Raw genomic sequence first — 20,979 nt, forward strand, 5'->3', positions numbered from 1 at the left:
TTATTTCATTCCCATAGCCTGCATCAACATTTTGATTTGTGCTTTCATTTCTTCATTGTCTTGAGCCATTTTGTTGTAAGATTCCTTCATTTCTTGGTTTTCTGCTTTCATACTTGCATTATCTGCCAGTACTTGTTCGTACGCTACTTTCGTGCGTTCGTTCTCTTGTTTCAATGCAGATACTTCATCTTGCATTACATATACAGAGGAGATCGGGCCCGCTTTATAACGTTCAGGAATTGCTTTTTCTTCTGGGCTCCAGCCAAATTTATGAGTCACCCCAGCATTCACCATATTTTGATGTTGACCTAATGTAACACCTACGTGGAACATAGTCGCTTCTTGCGTGTAATGAGCAAGGCCTACAGCCGCTGCTGTTTCACTACGATAATTACCAATGCCCGCCATGATTTGTGTCGGTTCTAATGGATCATATTGTAATGGTTTCAACGCTGCTAAAGCGGCTGCTCTCGCACCAGCTTTATGAGCTTCGCCAGTCGCTTGGTTCAGAACGTTGTTAGCTGTCGCTTTCAACTGATCTACGTTGACACCGTCAGTGCCGTTGATACCAGGCGCCACATTTAGAATGCGATTACCTCCATTATCTAAGCCATTTGCTGTCAATGTCACAGGAGGGTTCGCTTTGCCATTGGAATTGTTGGATTCAATCACCACACCCAATGGTGTCACATTCGTCGTAATCGCTGGTTCAGGTTTACCATCTTTGCCAGGACGATATACAGTGTATTCACTGCCTGATCCGTCATGTTTCACGGTCGTATTAAACTCTGCCGGTTTACCTGTTTTCTCATCGATTACAGGTTTCACCTTTCCATCTTTATCGATGAAAGTAGGTTTAAATACGCCTGTGTAATCAGTAGAACCATCACCCATGTGAACATTTTTCGCCAACTTAACTGTCATAGATGCCGGTGTTTTCACTGTTCCATCTGCATTTTTAACAGCTTCTTTAGCAATGACACCGATATTATTGTCAGTCAACTTAGTCGCATCTGCGCCACCATTGATATTCAATACTTCGCCAAGGCCAACCACAGCCGTCACATCTTTGTTATCGCCTGTGAATTTACGAGCCTCTGCCAAACGGTCGCTAACCACTTTCAATTGATCTTCCGTCGCTGCTCGACCAGATACAACCGTTGGGTTTGCTACATTCCAATCTTTGTTTTGCAAGCCTGTTACAAATCCTTGTTTACCGTCAATGGATACAGCTTTGTCGTCAGCTTTGCCACCACTGAAAGTAGTCACTCCCTTATCTTTGAATTCAACTTTTCCGCTGTTTTCTTTATTCGTAATGGAGTTGATACTTGTTAAGTCGCTAGCTAATTGTACTTTTAACTTGCCATCTACGTTATTCACGCCAATGTTTTTGTCCGTTAATTTCTCTTTATCTGCGCCACCAACAATATCTACTGTTTGATTCAACTTCTTAGCGATGACTTTGGATTTGTCAGCATCTTGTGCATCGTCACCAGCGTATTTCACGCCATCGTCCATCGTAGCTACTTCATGTTTCACCACAATGTCTTTACCAGCATTGTTAGGATCTGGATGTTTCGTTTCATATACGATACGAGTCATACCATCTTTACCATTAGCGCCATCTGTGCCGTCTACACCAACAACACCTTTGTCACCTTTAATGGAAAGACCATTTTTACCATCTTTACCGTTCAAGCCGATAGAGCCGTCCTTACCGTTGATCACAACTGCCGATCCGTCTTTACCGTTCACACCGATAACGCCGTCAGAGCCTGGTTTGCCATCTTTGCCGTTAACGCCTGGTTCACCTTTTTCGCCCACTGTTACCACTGCATCTGTGCCAGGTTTTCCGTCTTTACCGTCTTCACCTTTTACAGTGATTGTATTAGTTGTTAAGGATTTAGATGTTAAATCTTTGTTCAACTTCACAGTGACCGTTGTATTACCGTTAGCATCTTGCTCAATGGATGTTAATACGTTTTTGCCATCATAGTTTTTGTCTGCATCCGTAGCACCTGCTGGAATTTCCGCCGTACCTTGGATTTTCACAGTAGAGCCAAGTTTATTTGTTTTTGCTCCACCAGTGTTTGCATCAAAGACTAAACCTTTGTCGACTAAACCAGTAGTAGCAGATTTCAATTGGTCTTCTGTAGCTGCTCTACCAGATACAAATGTTGGATTTGTTACATCCCAAGTTTTGTTATCTAAACCAGTGATGAAGTTACCTTCTGTTGCTGTTGCATCAGCCGCCGGTGTTGTACCATCTGCACTTGGTGTAACAGATTGTTTACCTACGGTCACGCCAGAGGCTGTCACGGTACCTGCTGTGCCATCCATTGTCACTTGTTTCGTAGCATCCGTGCCCAATGTCACTTTGTCTGCTAAACGAATGTCATAATTATTATGACCATCTTTCGCTGTTGTAACCGTTAAGGAAAGATTTTTATTCACATCTTTGTCTTCATCGTTTACAGACACAGTTGTTTTCGCTTTGCCAACTTCATCTTTTAACTGTTTCACATTAACCGCATCCGTATCATCTGTACCAGCCACTACATTCGTGATTTTATTACCACCATTGTTTAAGCCAGCATTTGTTAAGGATACGCTAGGACCTGTACCTTTCGATGGGCTAATTGTGATACCGTTAGGGCCTGTCACCGTTGTGGTCGTACCATCAGTCGTCGTTACTTTGCCAGCCTCTACTTTCGTTGTCGTTTTACCATCAGCGTTCGTAAATTCAGCGCTTGTTAAGCCTTTCAATTCTTTCGCCAATTTCACTTCCACAGTAGAACCATTCGCATTCACGCCGATGTTGTTATCAGATAATTTAGCCTTATCTGCGCCACCAGTGATATTGAAAGCGATACCGCCTTCTTTATTCAAGGCTTGTGTATCTGTTTTAGACGCATTGTCCGCACCGAATTGGATTGTGTTATTCGCTACTGCTTTCGCTGCATCAGATACAGTTTTCAACTGATCTTCTGTCGCTGCACGGCCAGATACAAATTTCGGATCTGTTACGCTCCAATCTTTATTTTCCAGACCTGTGATAAAGTTTCCTTCTGCCGCAGTGTCTGTAGCTACAGGAGTTTTCCCATCTGCGCTTGGTGTAGCAGATTGTTTACCAATTACAACACCACCAGTGACAGCGCCTGTTGCATCTTTCACACCATTTACACGGGCTACTGTCGGTGCCACTTCAGTCGTATTGGTACCATCTGTGAAAGTCAATCCTGTGCTAGTTACTTTGGATTCGTTAGCACCGTCTTTCACAGTCAAGCCTGCATTGTTCACCACGGAATTTCCTACTGTCATGGAGCCAGTATTCGTTAAGTTTAGATGTTTGTTCAAGCGAAGTGTCAACGCATCTTTACCATCTGCTTCTACTAAGATATTACCCTCAGCGGATGCAAATGTTTTAGCCGCTTCCTTCGTCATACCTTCACCAACGATGTTCACCAATGTGTTCAAGCGATGTTTGTTCACAGTGTCAGAGTTATTACCAGTGAAACGTAAACCGTCGTCCATAGTAGCCACTTGACGTTCTACTACTTTTTCAACTTTCGTTACTGGGTCAACTTCTTTCGTTGTGTATACAATACGAGTGATGCCGTCTTTACCGTCAACACCTTTTTCACCACGAACTCCTGGAACACCATCAACTCCATCAGCACCGTTGTAGCCTTCTTTCATGCCGATATCTAAGGATTTGCCTGGTTTTCCGTCAGCACCTTTAGGTCCCGTTAAGCCGATTGTACCGTCTTTACCGTTGATGACAACAGATTTGCCGTCTTCACCTTTGGCTCCGATTTTACCATCTTTACCATTGATCACAACGCTATTGCCGTTTTCACCTTTAGGCCCAGTCAAGCCAATAGAGCCGTCCTTGCCGTTGATCACAACTGCAGAACCGTCTTTTCCATTTACACCGATAACGCCGTCAGAACCTGGTTTGCCATCTTTGCCGTTAACACCTGGTTCACCTTTTTCACCGACAGTCACTACTGCATCTTTACCGTCTTGACCGTTAGCACCTGGATCACCTTTTACAGTCACAGTATTGGTTGTTAGGGATTTAGATGTTAAATCTTTGTTCAACTTAATAGTAACTGTGCTATTGCCATCAGCACCTTTTTCAACAGTTGTCACTACGTTGTTGCCATCGTAGTTGTCATCTGCTGTTACATTTGCAGTACCAACGATGTTCACAGTGGAACCAAGAGCATTTTCAACAACTTTTTTACCACCAGCTGTGGCAGGAAGGTTCGCACCGAAGGACAATTTGCCTGTACCAATTTGACCTTGAATTACTTTCAATTGTTCTTCCGTAGCTGCACGGCCTTTTGTTGCGAAGTCAGCTGCATCCAACGTTGTATTCGTTAAACCAGTGATATCACCTACAGCACCGTCAATAGCAATTGGGGTACCATTGTTACCAACAGTGACTTTACCTGCTTTGCCGTCGATTGTGACAGTTTTATCACCAGCTGCTGCACCGCTACTGAACGTAGTTACGCCATTAGTACCGAACTCAACTTTACCAGAGTTTGCACCATTAGTAATGGAGTTGATATTTGTTAACTCGCTAGCTAATTGAACTTTTAACTTACCATCTTTCGCATTCACACCGATGTTGTTGTCAGTCAATTTAGCTTTGTCTGCGCCACCAACAATTTCTAAACGTTCGTTTAGTTTTTTGTTGATCACATTCGCTTCTGCTGTGGTTACAGTCGCTGCTTCGTAGTTATCACCGCTGTATTTTTGACCATCGTCCATCGTAGCTACTTCATGTTTCACTGTGATTTCTTTACCAGCATTATTAGGATCTGTATGTTTCGTTTCATATACGATACGAGTCATACCGTCTTTACCATTAGCGCCATCTGTGCCGTCTAAACCAACTGCACCTTTATCGCCTTTCATAGTAAGACCATTAGCACCATCTTTACCATTCATGCCGATAGAGCCGTCTTTGCCGTTGATTACAACTGCAGAACCGTCTTTACCGTTAACGCCGATAGTACCATTAGAACCATCTTTACCTGCTTCGCCTTTTTCACCGACAGTCACTACTGCATCTTTGCCGTCTTGACCGTTGGCACCTGGTTCACCTTTTACAGTTATCGTGTTAGTTGTTACAGATTTAGAAGTTAAATCTTTGTTCAATTTCACAGTTACCGTTGTGTTGCCAGTAGTTGGATCTTGTTCGATAGATGTTAATACGTTTTTACCATCATAGTTTTTATCTGCATCCGTAGCACCTGTTGGAATTTCCGCAGTACCTTGGATTTTCACAGTAGAGCCAAGTTTATTTGTTTTCGCTCCCCCAGTGTTAGCATCGAAGACTAAACCTTTGTCTACTAAACCTGTTGTAGCAGATTTCAATTGATCTTCCGTTGCTGCACGGCCAGATACAAATGTTGGATTTGTTACATCCCAAGCTTTGTTATCTAAACCAGTGATGAAGTTGCCTTCTTCTGGTGCGATAACTTTACCTGGTGTAGGAACAGTTTCTGCTGGTGTCACAGATTGTTTACCAATCACTACGCCGTTAGTCACTGTGCCATCTGTACCATTCATACCGTTCACACGAACTACTGTCGGTGCCACGCTAGTTGTGTTTGCACCATCTGTGAAAGTAGCACCTGCGCTAGTCACTTTAGATTCGTTAGCACCGTCTTTGACAACAGTACCTGCATTAGTCACTTTCGTTTCCTTAGCGCCATCTTTTACAGTCAATCCTGTTGTATCTAGAGTAGATTCGCCAGTCGTTACCTTGCCATCTTTGCCATTGATAGTAACAGTTTTATCGCTTGCTGCGCCACTACTGAAAGTAGTTACACCATTGTCTTTGAACTCAACTTTGCCATTACCCGCTGCATTTGTAATGCTGCTGATATTAGCAAGGTTTTTGTTCATTTTCACAGTCAATGTAGTTTTGCCGTCAGCTTTTACAAGGATGTTACCACTAGCAGATTGGAATGTATCTACTTGGTCTGCTGTAACACCTTCACCTTGGATATTCACCAATGTATTCAATCGGTGTTTATTGATTGTACCAGTGTTATTACCAGTAAATTGTAAGCCGTCATCCATAGTAGCTACTTGACGTTCTACTACTTTTTCAACTTTCGTTACTGGGTCAACTTCTTTCGTAGTGTATACGATACGAGTGATGCCGTCTTTGCCGTCAACACCTTTTTCACCACGAACGCCTGGAACACCATCAGCACCATCTTGACCATTATAGCCATCTTTCATGCCGATATCTAAGGATTTACCTGGTGCACCATCAGCACCTTTCGGACCCGTTAAGCCGATTGTACCGTCTTTACCGTTGATGACAACAGATTTACCGTCTTCACCTTTGGCGCCGATTTTACCATCTTTACCATTGATGACTACGCTATTACCATTTTCACCTTTAGGGCCAGTCAATCCGATAGATCCGTCTTTGCCGTTGATGACAACTGCAGATCCGTCTTTACCGTTTACGCCGATAACACCGTCAGAACCTGGTTTACCATCCTTACCTGCTACACCTGGTTCACCTTTTTCACCGACAGTCACTACTGCATCTTTGCCTGGTTTGCCGTCTTTGCCGTCTTCACCTTTTACAGTTACCGTGTTAGTTGTTACAGATTTAGATGTTAAGTCTTTGTTCAACTTGATGGTAACTTTGCTATTGCCGTCAGTTCCTTTTTCAACAGTTGTCACTACGTTGTTACCATCGTAGTTATCATCTGCTGTTACATTAGCTGTACCAACGATATTCACCGTAGAACCAAGAGCATTTTCAACAACTTTATTGCCACCAGCTTTTGCAGGAAGGTTAGCACCGAAGGACAAGTTGCCAGTACCCAATTGACCTTGGATTAATTTCAACTGTTCTTCCGTAGCCGCACGACCTTTAGTACCAAAGTCTGGTCCTGTTAACGTTGTATTTGTCAAACCAGTGATATCACCTACAGAACCATCGATAGCAATTGGTTTACCATTGTTGCCAACAGTCACTTTACCTTGTTTGCCGTCGATTGTCACAGTTTTATCGCCAGCTGCTGCGCCACTACTGAACGTAGTTACACCATCTGCACCGAACTCAACTTTGCCAGAGTTTGCACCATTAGTAATGGAGTTGATGCTTGTTAACTCGCTAGCTAATTGAACTTTCAACTTACCATCTTTCGCATTCACGCCGATGTTGTTGTCAGTCAATTTAGCTTTGTCTGCACCACCAACGATTTCTAAACGTTCGTTTAGTTTTTTGTTGATCACATTCGCTTCTGCTGTGGTTGCAGTCGCTGCTTCGTAGTTATCACCGCTATATTTTTGACCGTCGTCCATCGTAGCTACTTCATGTTTCACTATGATTTCTTTACCAGCATTATTAGGGTCTGGATGTTTCGTTTCATATACGATACGAGTCATACCGTCTTTTCCATTAGCTCCATCTGTGCCGTCTACACCGACTGCACCTTTGTCGCCTTTCATAGTAAGACCGTTTGCACCATCTTTGCCATTCAATCCGATAGAGCCATCTTTACCGTTAATCACAACTGCAGAGCCGTATTTACCGTTGACGCCGATTGTACCGTTAGAGCCATCTTTACCCGCTACACCTGGTTCGCCTTTTTCGCCTACAGTCACTACCGCATCTTTACCAGCTTGACCATCTTTGCCAGGTTCACCTTTCACAGTCACTGTATTCGTTGTTAAGGATTTAGATGTTAAATCTTTGTTCAACTTCACAGTTACTGTTGTGTTGCCGTCAGCATCTTGCTCGATAGATGTTAATACGTTTTTACCATCGTATTGTTTATCTGCTTCGCTAGCATTCGTTACATCGGCACTACCTACGATATTCACTGTAGAGCCAAGTTTGTTAGTTACAACTTTATCTCCACCAGTTTTCGCAGGAAGGTTCGCACCGTATTTCATGCCTTTATCTGTAGCATCAGTAACTGCTTTAGCAATACTTGCATCAGACGCATTTTTAAGGTCAGATACGTTAACTGCAGATTTTCCTGTTACAGGATCTTTCGCAGCGGCTTCTAATTTTTCTAAGTACGTTGGGTCTTGTTTCGGCTGATTTGTCGCATCTTTCACCACAGCTGTATCGATGGCAGAGCCTACGTTGTCTACACGTTTAGTATCTGGCGTGTTTACTTTCGTATGAACATCACCTTCATACTTAGTACCGTCTGCATTTTTGAAAGTGCCATCTGGTTGTTTGAATACTTGGTTACCAGCGTTATCTACGTAAATCAAGGCTTGGTCTTGCGCCACTTGTTTCGTGTTCAAGGATACCGTTACATCATCACCTTTAGCAGCTGTACTGATGTAGTTTGTATCGCCCTTGATATTGAATTTCACGTTACCATCTTTTAAGGATTTAGCATCTGTTGAGCCAGTAGCCGTATCATCGCCAAGAGCAATGGTGTTGTCTACCTTGGATTTCAAGTCTGACAAATCACTAGATTTAGCAATGCCTGCAATAGTAACTTCAGTTTTATGATTAGCATCCGCAGCATCTTCCACTGTTAACTTAACAGTATTGTCATCGCCTACTGTATATTTACCTTCAGAACCAGCAGTTGGATTCGCCACTAAACGATAGTCACTGCCAGATTTAGCAGTAATAGCTTCGGAGATTTTTTTCAATTGATCTTCCGTTGCTGCACGACCAGATACAAATGTTGGATTTGTTACATCCCAAGCTTTGTTACCTAAACCAGTGATGAAGTTGCCTTCTTCTGGTGCGATAACTTTACCTGCTGTAGGAACAGTTTCTACTGGTGTCACAGATTGTTTACCAACTACCACACCACCTGCTGTTACGTTAGTCGTTGCATTAACAGTACCTTCTTTACCGTTGATTGTCACAGTTTTATCACCAGCTGCTGCGCCACTACTGAAAGTAGTAGCTCCGTCTGCACCGAACTCAACTTTGCCATTACCTGCTACATTTGTAATGCTACTGATGTTAGCAAGGTTTTTGTTCATTTTTACAGTCAATGTGGAGTTGCCATCTGCTTGTACTAAGATGTTACCACTTGCAGATTGGAATCCATCTACTTGTTCTTTTGTAACACCTTCACCAACGATGTTCACTAATGTATTTAGCTTATGTTTGTTTTCTGTACCAGAATTGTTACCAGTGAAACGTAAGCCGTCGTCCATCGTAGCTACTTGATGTTCTTTACCGCCTTCAGTGTATACGATACGAGTGATACCATCTTGGCCGTCCACACCTTTTTCACCACGAACGCCATTTGCTCCATCTGTGTTATAGCCATCTTTCATGCCAATGTTAATGGATTTGCCTGGTTGTCCGTCAGCACCTTTAGGACCAGTTAAGCCGATAGTACCATCTTTGCCGTTGATCACAACTGCAGAGCCGTCTTTACCGTTCACGCCGATGGAACCGTTAGAACCATCTTTACCATCTGCACCTTTTTCACCGACAGTCACTACTGCATCTGTGCCCGGTTTGCCGTCTTTGCCGTCTTCACCTTTTACAGTCACTGTATTCGTTGTTAAGGATTTAGATGTTAAGTCTTTGTTCAACTTCACAGTGACAGTAGTGTCGCCATTAGCATCTTGTCCAACTGTTGTGATTACGTTGTTACCATCGTATTGTTTATCTGCATCAGTAGCATTTTCTAAATGAGCAGTACCCACAATCTTCACTGTAGAGCCAAGTTTGTTTGTTACAACGTCTTTTCCTCCAGCTACTGCAGGAATGTTAGCACCGTATTTCATGCCAGTGTCTATTACTTTTCCAATCACTGCATCAGATGTTTTCTTAAGGTCAGAAACGTTAACCGCTGCATTTGGATGGTTAGTCGCTTTCGCAGCTTCTTCCAATTGTTCTAAGAAGGATGGATTTTGTTTATGTCCTGTACCTTCTGGAACTTTTGTAGTGGCAATCGCAGAGCCTACATTATTAAGGATAGTATCTCCAGCTGTTGTATTTTTTGCTGCAGATTGAATACGAGTTTCTACGTTGGCTTTATCAACTTTTACACCATCATCAGTTACAAAGTTGCCATCTTTATCAATAGTCACTTTTTTACCATCTTTTGTTGTATATACAACAGGTAATTGAGCACCGTCTACTACAGCTTGTTTATTCACTGCCAAGTTATAAGCATGGTCATCATTGCCTACTTTTGTTACATCAACAGTTTTATCAGTAGATGTCACAGTTGTGATCGTATCATTATCTGTGCCTCTTGGTGCACTGATTTTGATCACACCATTTTCTTGGCTAACAGTAACGCCACCAGTACCTTCGATAGCAATTCGTTTGTTATCCGTTGCTTGTGCACCATCTTGTGGTGTTACATTTGTGATAGTATTGCCTGATTTAACAGCCAAGTCCCACAATGCAGTTTTATCTGCTTTGTTATTAACTTCATCGTTAACTGCTTTCAATTGATCTTCTGTTGCCGCACGACCAGATACATAGGTTGGGTTAGCCACAGTCCATGTTGTGTTACCAAGGCCTGTTACATAGTTACCAGTTTCAGGGGTACCACCTGTTGTAGGAGTTGCACCATTGACACCTGGAGTCACTGTTTGCTTACCTACTACAACGCCTGCTGCTGTTACAGAAGTCGCTGCATTAACAGTTCCTTCTTTGCCGTTGATTGTAACAACTTTATCTGTACCACCAGTACCGTTGTTACCGCTACTGAAAGTAGTCACGCCATTGTCATTGAACTCAACTTTACCATTGCCTGTTGCATTCGTAATCGAGTTGATGCTTGTTAAGTCGCTAGCTAATTGTACTTTCAACTTGCCATCTTTAGCATTAACGCCGATATTGTTGTCAGTCAATTTATCTTTCGCTGCACCACCAACAATTTCTAAACGTTCGTTTAGTTTTTTGTTGATCACATTGGCTTCCGCTTTAGTTGCAGTCGCTGCTTCGTAGTTGTCACCACTGTATTTTTGACCGTCATCCATCGTAGCTACTTCATGTTTTACGATAGTTTCTTTGCCAGTGTCAGGGGTTGTATGTTTCGTTTCATATACGATACGAGTCATACCGTCTTTGCCATTAGCGCCATCTGTGCCGTCTAAACCAACTGCACCTTTGTCGCCTTTCATAGTAAGACCATTAGCACCATCTTTACCGTTCATGCCGATAGATCCGTCTTTGCCGTTGATTACAACTGCAGAACCGTCTTTACCGTTAACGCCGATAGTACCATTAGAACCTGGTTTGCCATCTTGGCCATCAACGCCTTTTTCACCTTTTTCACCGACAGTCAGTACCGCATCTTTGGTTTGACCATTACCACCTGGTTCACCTTTTACAATCACGGTATTTGTTGTTAAGGATTCAGATTTTAAATCTTTTTTCAACTTCACAGTCACTGTTGTGTCACCGGTTGTTGCATCCTGACCGATAGTTGTTACTACGTTTTCATCGTTGTAACCTTCATCAGATGTGGCATTGGAAGAGCCTAAGATATGTACAGTAGTGCCAAGTTTGTTTGTGACAACCTTATCTCCACCTTCTTTAGCAGAAAGGTTCGCACCGTATTTCATGCCTTTATCTGTAGCATCAGTAACTGCTTTAGCAATACTTGCATCAGAAGCATTTTTAAGGTCAGATACGTTAACTGCAGATTTTCCTGTTACAGGATCTTTCGCTGCAACTTCTAATTTTTCAAGATACGTTGCATCTTGTTTTGGTTGATTTGTCGCATCTTTTACTACAGCCGTATCGATAGCAGAACCTACATTATCTACACGTTTTGCCTCCGGTGTATTCACTTTCGTATGAACATCTCCATCATACTTATTACCATCTGCATCTTTGAAAGTGCCATCTGGTTGTTTGAATACTTGGTTACCAGAGTTATCTACGTAAATCAAGGCTTGGTCTTGCGCCACTTGTTTCGTATTCAAGGATACTGTTACATCATCACCATTAGCAGCTGTACTGATGTAGTGTGTGTCACCTTTGATGTTGAACTTCACATTACCATCTTTTAAGGATTTAGCAGTTGTTGATCCAGTAGCCGTATCATCGCCAAGAGCAATGGTGTTATCTACTTTGGATTTCAAGTCTGACAAATCACTAGATTTAGCAATACCTGCAATAGTAACTTCAGTTTTATGATTAGCATCCGCAGCATCTTCTACTGTTAACTTAACAGTATTGTCATCGCCTACTGTATATTTACCTTCAGAACCAGCTGTTGGATTCACCACTAGACGATAGTCGCTGCCAGATTTAGCAGTAATAGCTTCAGAGATTTTTTTCAACTGATCTTCTGTAGCTGCACGACCAGATACAAATGTTGGAGTTGCTACATTCCAATCTTTATTTGCAAGACCCGTTACGAAGTTGCCTTCTGTTGGTGTACCACCAGTTGTAGGAGCTACACCAGTTTCACTTGGAGTGACAGATTGTTTACCTACTACCACACCACCTGCTGTTACGTTAGTCGTTGCATTAACAGTACCTTCTTTACCGTTGATTGTAACAGTTTTATCACCAGCTGCTGCGCCACTACTGAAAGTAGTAGCTCCGTCTGCACCGAACTCAACTTTGCCATTACCCACTGTATTTGTAATGCTGCTGATATTAGCAAGGTTTTTGTTCATTTTCACAGCTAATGTAGAGTTGCCATCTGCTTGTACTAAGATGTTACCACTTGCAGATTGGAATCCATCTACTTGTTCTTTTGTAACACCTTCACCAACGATGTTCACTAATGTATTTAGCTTATGTTTATTTTCTGTACCGGAATTGTTACCAGTGAAACGTAAGCCGTCGTCCATCGTAGCTACTTGATGTTCTTTACCGCCTTCAGTATATACGATACGAGTGATGCCGTCTTGGCCGTCCACACCTTTTTCACCACGAACGCCATTTGCTCCATCTGTGTTATAGCCATCTTTCATACCAATGTTAATGGATTTGCCTGGTTGTCCGTCAGCACCTTTAGGACCAGTTAAGCCGATAGTACCGTCTTTACCGTTGATCACAACTGCAGAGCCGTCTTTACCATTCACGCCGATAGTACCATTAGATCCTGGTTTACCATCTGCACCTTTTTCACCGACAGTCACTACTGCATCTGTCCCTGGTTTGCCGTCTTTGCCGTCTTCACCTTTTACAGTTACCGTGTTAGTTGTTACAGATTTAGATGTTAAATCTTTGTTCAACTTGATAGTTACCGTGCTATTGCCATCAGTACCTTTTTCAACAGTTGTCACTACGTTGTTGCCATCGTAGTTGTCATCTGCCGTTACGTTAGCTGTACCAACGATATTCACAGTAGAACCAAGAGCATTTTCAACGACTTTTTTACCACCAGCTGTGGCAGGTAGGTTAGCACCGAAGGACAAGTTGCCAGTACCCAATTGACCTTGGATTAATTTCAACTGTTCTTCCGTAGCCGCACGACCTTTAGTACCAAAGTCTGGCCCTGTTAACGTTGTATTTGTCAAACCAGTGATATCACCTACAGAACCATTAATAGCAATTGGGTTACCATTGTTGCCAACAGTGACTTTACCAGCTTTGCCGTCGATTGTCACAGTTTTATCGCCAGCTGCTACGCCACTACTGAACGTAGTTACGCCATCTGCACCGAACTCAACTTTGCCAGAGTTTGCACCATTAGTAATGGAGTTGATGCTTGTCAACTCGCTAGCTAATTGAACTTTTAACTTACCATCTTTCGCATTCACGCCGATGTTGTTGTCAGTCAATTTAGCTTTGTCTGCGCCACCAACGATTTCTAAACGTTCGTTTAGTTTTTTGTTGATCACATTCGCTTCTACTGTGGTTGCAGTCGCTGCTTCGTAGTTATCACCGCTGTATTTTTGACCGTCGTCCATCGTAGCTACTTCATGTTTCACTGTGATTTCTTTACCAGCATTATTAGGATCTGTATGTTTCGTTTCATATACGATACGAGTCATACCGTCTTTACCATTAGCGCCATCTGTGCCATCTAAACCAACAGCACCTTTGTCGCCTTTCATAGTAAGACCATTAGCACCATCTTTACCATTCATACCGATAGATCCGTCTTTGCCGTTGATTACAACTGCAGAGCCGTCTTTACCGTTGACGCCGATAGAACCATTAGAACCTGGTTTGCCATCTTGGCCATCAACACCTTTTTCACCTTTTTCACCAACAGTCAGTACCGCATCTTTGGTTTGACCATTACCACCTGGTTCACCTTTTACAATCACTGTATTTGTTGTTAAGGATTCAGATTTTAAATCTTTTTTCAACTTCACAGTCACTGTTGTGTCACCAGTAGTTGCATCTTGACCGATAGTTGTTACTACGTTTTCATCGTTGTAACCTTCATCAGATGTGGCATTCGAAGAGCCTAAGATATGTACAGTGGAACCAAGTTTGTTTGCAACAACTTTATCTCCACCTTCTTTAGCAGAAAGGTTCGCACCGTATTTCATGCCAGTGTCTGTCACTTTTCCAATCACTGCATCGGATGTTTTCTTAAGGTCAGAAACGTTAACCGCTGCATTTGGATGTTTACCATCTTTCGCAGCTTCTTCCAATCGTTCTAAGAATGTTGGATTTTGTTTATTTCCTGTACCTTCTGGAACTTCTGTAGTGGCAATCGCAGAGCCTACGTTGTTAAGGATTGTATCGCCAGCTGTTGTATTTTTTGCAGCAGATTGAATGCGAGTTTCTACGTTTTCTGGTTCTACTACAGTATTATCTGATTTGTAGAATTTACCATCTTTTAACGTTAACTTATTACCTTCTTTATCTGTATATACAACTGGTAATTGAGCACCATCTACTACAGCTTGTTTGTTGATTGTTAAAGCATATGCATGGTTACCATCTACTGGTGTATCTTTGGCAGTCAATACGGTTTCATCGGTAGATGTCACTGTCGTAATGGTATCATTATCTGCACCTCTTTCAGCACCGATTATAATAACACCATCCTTTTGCGTTACTTTAACGGCACCACTACCTTGGATAGTAATACGTTTGTTTTCACCTTCAGTAGCAGTTGCTTTTGGCTCTACTTTATCTGTAGATGTGCCATTGTTAACTGCTAAATCCCACAATGCAGTTTTATCTGCTTTGTTGTTCACTTCGTCGTTAACTGCTTTCAACTGATCTTCAGTAGCCGCACGGCCAGATACATAAGTTGGGTTAGTGACAGTCCATGTTGTGTTACCAAGACCTGTTACATAGTTGCCAGTTTCAGCTGCTGGAGTTACACCAGCTGTTGGTTTCGCTGCGATTGGATTTAACGTTTGATTACCTACGACAACGCCTGCTGCTGTCACAGTACCAGCTGTGCCATCCATTGTCACTTGTTTAGCTGCTTCACTGCCTAATGTCACTTTTTCCGCTAAGCGAACGTCATAGTTAGTATGTCCATCAGTTGCTGTAGTTTTAGTTAAGGAAAGGTTTTTGTTAGCATCTTTGCCTTCATTATTAACCGTTACAGTTGTTTTCGCTTTGCCAACTTCATCGTTCAATTGTTTTACGTTAACAGCATCAGAATCACCTACGCCTTTAGATACATTGGTAATTTTGTTACCACCATTATCTAAGCCATCTTTCGTCAAAGAAACTGTTGTTGTCGTACCTGCGGACGGCTTAATTGTGATGCCCTCTGGACCTGTTACCGTCGTTGTTGTACCGTCAGTACTTGTCACTTTACCAGGAGTAATAGTCGTCGTACCTTCTCCATCTTTTGTCACTTCTACTTTCGACAACTTAGTAATAGAATCGTTTAGGCTATATGTGAAGTTTCTGCCATCTTGTTTGATTTTTAGGTTTTTACCAGCGATGAAAGCTACTTCATTATCGTTTGTGACATGTTCGGATGTTGGGTTAGAGCCTGTTGCTTGTTCACCACCATCTACCACATCAGAAGTTGCATACCAACCAAGGTTCGCTTTTAAGTCAGTTGCAGTTTTTGTTAATTGAGATACATTAACCGCATCCTTAGGATCCGTACCTTCTGCCACATCAGTGATTTTTGCACCACCAACGGAGATGGTACCTGGTTTTGTTCCTTCGCCATTGTTAATCGTTAACGTTGTATTACCGTTAGAAATCGTTAATGGGCTTGTACCTTTACCAGCGATGGAATTGATACCTGTTAAAGATTCTGCCAATTTAACTTTCAACGCACCGCCATCTGCATTGACACCGATATTATTATCAGTCAATGTTCCTGTGGCACCGCCAAGGATTTGCAATTGTTCCCCTAATTTCTTAGTGATACCATTTTGCTCAGCTGTTGTACCTTCTGCTGCTTTGTAGTTATCCCCAGCATATTTCATGCCTTTGTTTGTAGCATCAGTGACTGCTTTGGCGATACTTGCATCAGATGCTTGTTTCAGGTCAGAAACGTTAACCGCTGCATTTGGATGGTTAGTCGCTTTCGCAGTTTCTTCCAAACGTTCTAAGAAGGATGGATTTTGTTTAGTTCCTGTACCTTCTGGAACTTTTGTATTGGCAATCGCAGAGCCTACGTTATTAAGGATTGTATCTCCAGCTGTCGTATTTTTTGCTGCAGATTGAATACGTGTTTCTACGTCTTCTGGTTTTACTTCTACCGTAGGATTATCTACTGTATGGAATTTACCATCTTTGTCGATAGTCACTTTTTTACCATCTTTTGTTGTATATACAACAGGTAATTGAGCACCATCTACTACAGCCTGTTTGTTGATGGTTAATTCGTAAGCATGGTTTCCATCCTTACCTTTGTCGCCTACTGTCAATACAGTTTCATCCGTAGATGTCACAGTAGTCACTGTATTATTATCTGTACCAGCTACTGGTGCCCCAATAGTAATCTCGCCATTATTTTGCGAGATAGTAACTCCGCCAGTACCTTTTAAGATAATGCGTTTATTTTCTCCTGTTACCTCTTTTGGAGCAACTTTAGCACCATTTGGATCCTCGCTTGCAATCGCTAAGTCCCACAATGCAGTTTTATCTGCTTTGTTGTTCACTTCGTCATTAACTGCTTTCAACTGATCTTCTGTTGCCGCACGGCCAGATACATAAGTTGGGTTATTGACAGTCCATGTTGTGTTACCAAGACCCGTTACGAAGTTGCCTTCTGTTGGTGTACCACCAGTTGTAGGAGCTACGCCAGTTGTACTTGGAGTGACAGATTGTTTACCTACTGTAATATCGTTAGCTTTCACAGTACCTGCTTTACCATCAAGACTTACAGTTCCTGTTGTGACTTTACCATCTTTACCATTGATAACAACAGGTGTATCTGTACCATTAGCACCGTTGTTACCGCTGCTGAAAGTAGTCACTCCATTATCTTTGAACTCAACTTTACCATTACCGGCTGCATTAGTAATGCTGCTGATGTTAGCAAGGTTTTTGTTCATTTTTACAGTCAATGTTGTTTTACCATCAGCTGCGACTAAGATGTTGCCACTTGCAGATTGGAATCCATCTACTTGCTCTTTCGCAACGCCTTCGCCAACGATGTTCACTAATGTATTCAAGCGATGTTTGTTTTCTGTATCAGAATTGTTACCAGTGAAACGTAAGCCATCATCCATTGTAGCTACTTGATGTTCTTTACCGCCTTCTGTGTATACGATACGAGTGATGCCGTCTTTGCCGTCAACACCTTTCGCACCACGAACGCCTGGAACACCATCAGCACCGTCTGCACCATCGTAGCCATCTTTCATACCAATCTTGATGGATTTGCCTGGTTGTCCGTCAGCACCTTTCGGTCCAGTTAAACCAATAGAGCCGTCCTTGCCGTTGATCACAACTGCAGAGCCGTCTTTACCATTGACGCCGATAGTACCATTAGATCCTGGTTTGCCATCTTGTCCGTTGACGCCTGGTTCACCTTTTTCACCGACAGTCACTACTGCATCTGTGCCTGGTTTACCATCTTTGCCGTCTTCACCTTTTACAGTTACCGTGTTAGTTGTTAAGGATTTAGATGTTAAATCTTTATTCAACTTCACAGTTACTGTTGTATTACCGTCAGTATCTTGTTCAATAGATGTTAATACGTTTTTACCATCGTATTGTTTATCTGCTTCTGTTGCATTGGTTACATCTGCACTACCTACGATGTTTACCGTAGAGCCAAGTTTGTTAGTTACAACTTTATCTCCACCAGTTTTCGCAGGAAGGTTAGCACCGTATTTCATGCCTTTTCCAACAACTTCATCAGCTGTGTTTTTAAGGTCAGATACGTTAACTGCTGCATTTGGATGGTTAGTCGCTTTCGCAGTTTCTTCCAAGCGTTCTAAGAAGGATGGATTTTGTTTAGTTCCTGTACCTTCTGGAACTTTTGTATTAGCAATGGCAGAGCCTACGTTATTAAGGATGGTATCTCCAGCTGTCGTATTTTTTGCTGCAGATTGAATACGTGTTTCTACGTCTTCTGGTTTTACTTCTACCGTAGGATTATCTACTGTATGGAATTTACCATCTTTGTCGATAGTCACTTTTTTACCATCTTTTGTTGTATATACAACAGGTAATTGAGCACCATCTACTACAGCTTGTTTGTTCACTGCTAAGTTATAAGCGTGATCATTGTTACCTACTTTTGTTACATCAACAGTTTTATCAGTAGATTCCACAGTTGTAATCGTATCATGGTCTGTGCCTCTTGGTGCACTGATTTTGATCACACCATTGTCTTGGCTAACAGTAACACCATCAGTACCTTCGATAGCAATTCGTTTGTTATCCATTGCTTGTGCACCAGCTTGTGGTGTTACATTTGTGATAGTATCACCCGATTTAACAGCCAAGTCCCACAATGCAGTTTTATCTGCTTTGTTGTTCACTTCGTCGTTAACTGCTTTCAACTGATCTTCTGTAGCTGCACGACCAGATACATAGGTTGGGTTATTAACAGTCCATGTTGTGTTACCAAGGCCTGTTACATAGTTACCAGTTTCAGGTGTACCACCTATTGTAGGAGTTGCACCATTGACACCTGGAGTGACTGTTTGCTTACCGACTACAACACCTGCTGCTGTCACAGTACCAGCTGTACCATCCATTGTCACTTGTTTAGCTGTTTCAGTGCCTAATGTCACTTTGTCCGCTAAACGAACGTCATAGTTAGTATGTCCATCGGTTGCTGTAGTCGTAGTTAAGGAAAGATTTTTATTCGCATCTGTATTGTCCTTATTAACAGTTACCGTTGTTTTCGCTTTGCCAACTTCGTCAGTTAACTGTTTTACATTAACAGCGTCAGTATCACCTTCGCCTTTTGCAACATTAGTGATTTTTGCGCCACCAACAGAGATTGTACCTGGTTTTGTTCCTTCACCATTATTAATCGTTAATGTTGTATTACCATTGGAAATAGTTAATGGTGTTGTACCTTTACCTGCAATGGAATTAATGCCTGTTAAAGATTCTGCCAATTTAACTTTCAATGCACCGCCATCTGCATTGACACCGATATTATTATCAGTCAATGTTCCTGTGGCCCCGCCAAGAATTTGCAATTGTTCTCCTAATTTCTTAGTGATACCATTTTGCTCAGCTGTTGTACCTTCTGCTGCTTTGTAGTTATCCCCAGCGTATTTCATGCCTTTGTTTGTAGCATCAGTGACTGCTTTAACAATGCTTGCATCAGATGTTTTCTTAAGGTCAGATACGTTCACCGCAGATTTTCCTTTTGTTGGATCTGCTGCAGCTTCGGTTAATTTACCCAAGAATGTAGTATCTGTTGTTGTACCATCTGGATCAATAGCAGAACCTACGTTGTCTACACGTTGAGGTTGAGCTGTATTCACTTTCGTATGAACTGTACCTTCATACTTAGCACCATCTTTATCTTTGAAAGTTCCATCTGGTTGCTTAAATACTTGGTTGCCATTTTCATCTACGAAGATTAACGCTTGCGCTTCTCCCAGTTTTTTAGCATTTACTTTCACATCATACGCATGGTCATTTCCACCTACAGTATCAACAGTGACAGTACCATCAGTAGATGTAACAGTTGTTACAGTATCATTATCTACACCTTTTTGAGCGCCGATTGTAATGACACCATTTTCTTGCTTAACAGTAACACCATCTTCACCTTTCAAGACGATACGCTTGTTGTCACCTTCTGTGCCAGTTGCTTGTGGTTCTACTTTATTTGTAACAGTACCATTGCTAACTGCTAAATCCCATTGATTTGCTTTTACAGTATCTAATGCTTCTTTGGATGCCACATCGTTAATAGTAATCGTTTCAGGAGTACTATCAGCTTGTTTAGCATCTTTGACTTTTAAAGAAATGGTTCCATTATCTACTTTATACGCACCATTGCTACCTTCTACCGGGTTTGCAATTAAACGATAATCTGTTGTAGACGCTGCATCAGCAATGTCTTTTACCGCTTTTAATTGTTCTTCCGTAGCTGCACGATTAGATGTACCAAAACCTGCTACATCTAAAGTTGTATTTTGTAAGCCAGTGATATATCCAGTAGATCCATCAATGGTCACAGGTTTACCATTATTACCAACAATGACTTTGCCTTCTTTACCATCGATAGTAACAGTTTTATCTGTGTTTCCAGTTGCTCCACTACTGAAAGTACTTACGCCATCGGCACCGAAGGCTACTTTGCCAGTACCTGCAGTATTAGTGATAGACGTAATTTTAGTAAGATCACCTGTTACATTCACTTTGTATGGTTTAGCTTCTGTACCTTCACCTTCAACATTTGTATTGTCACCAGCTACTAATTTTGTTTTATCTACAGATACTTTGTAAATCGTTTTACCAGCTGTTGTTGTATCTGGTGTTACATGAACATTATCTGCATTATCTCCAGCTTTTACTTCTACTGCATCTTTAGCGATATTAGCTACTGCTTTTTTAGATACAGCTACGCCATATTTTGTATTCGCTGCATCTTGATCACCAGTCACTGGGCTTACTTCTGCAATATTTTCATCAGTTGTGTCAGTTAATGTTGC

1 protein-coding gene (running past one end of the window) is annotated in these 20,979 nt (G+C 41.9%); it reads right to left on the bottom strand.

From position 1 onward, the window contains the following. Positions 1-20,979: the 3' portion of a YadA-like family protein gene (locus EO121_RS06995; RefSeq protein WP_127167020.1), read on the bottom strand. It continues 8,733 nt past the right edge of the window; 20,979 of the gene's 29,712 nt are visible here — the last part of the coding sequence; the start codon falls outside the window, past its right edge; the stop codon is at positions 1-3.

It is taken from the genome of Veillonella sp. CHU732 (assembly GCF_003992085.1).
GTDB lineage: Bacteria > Bacillota > Negativicutes > Veillonellales > Veillonellaceae > F0422.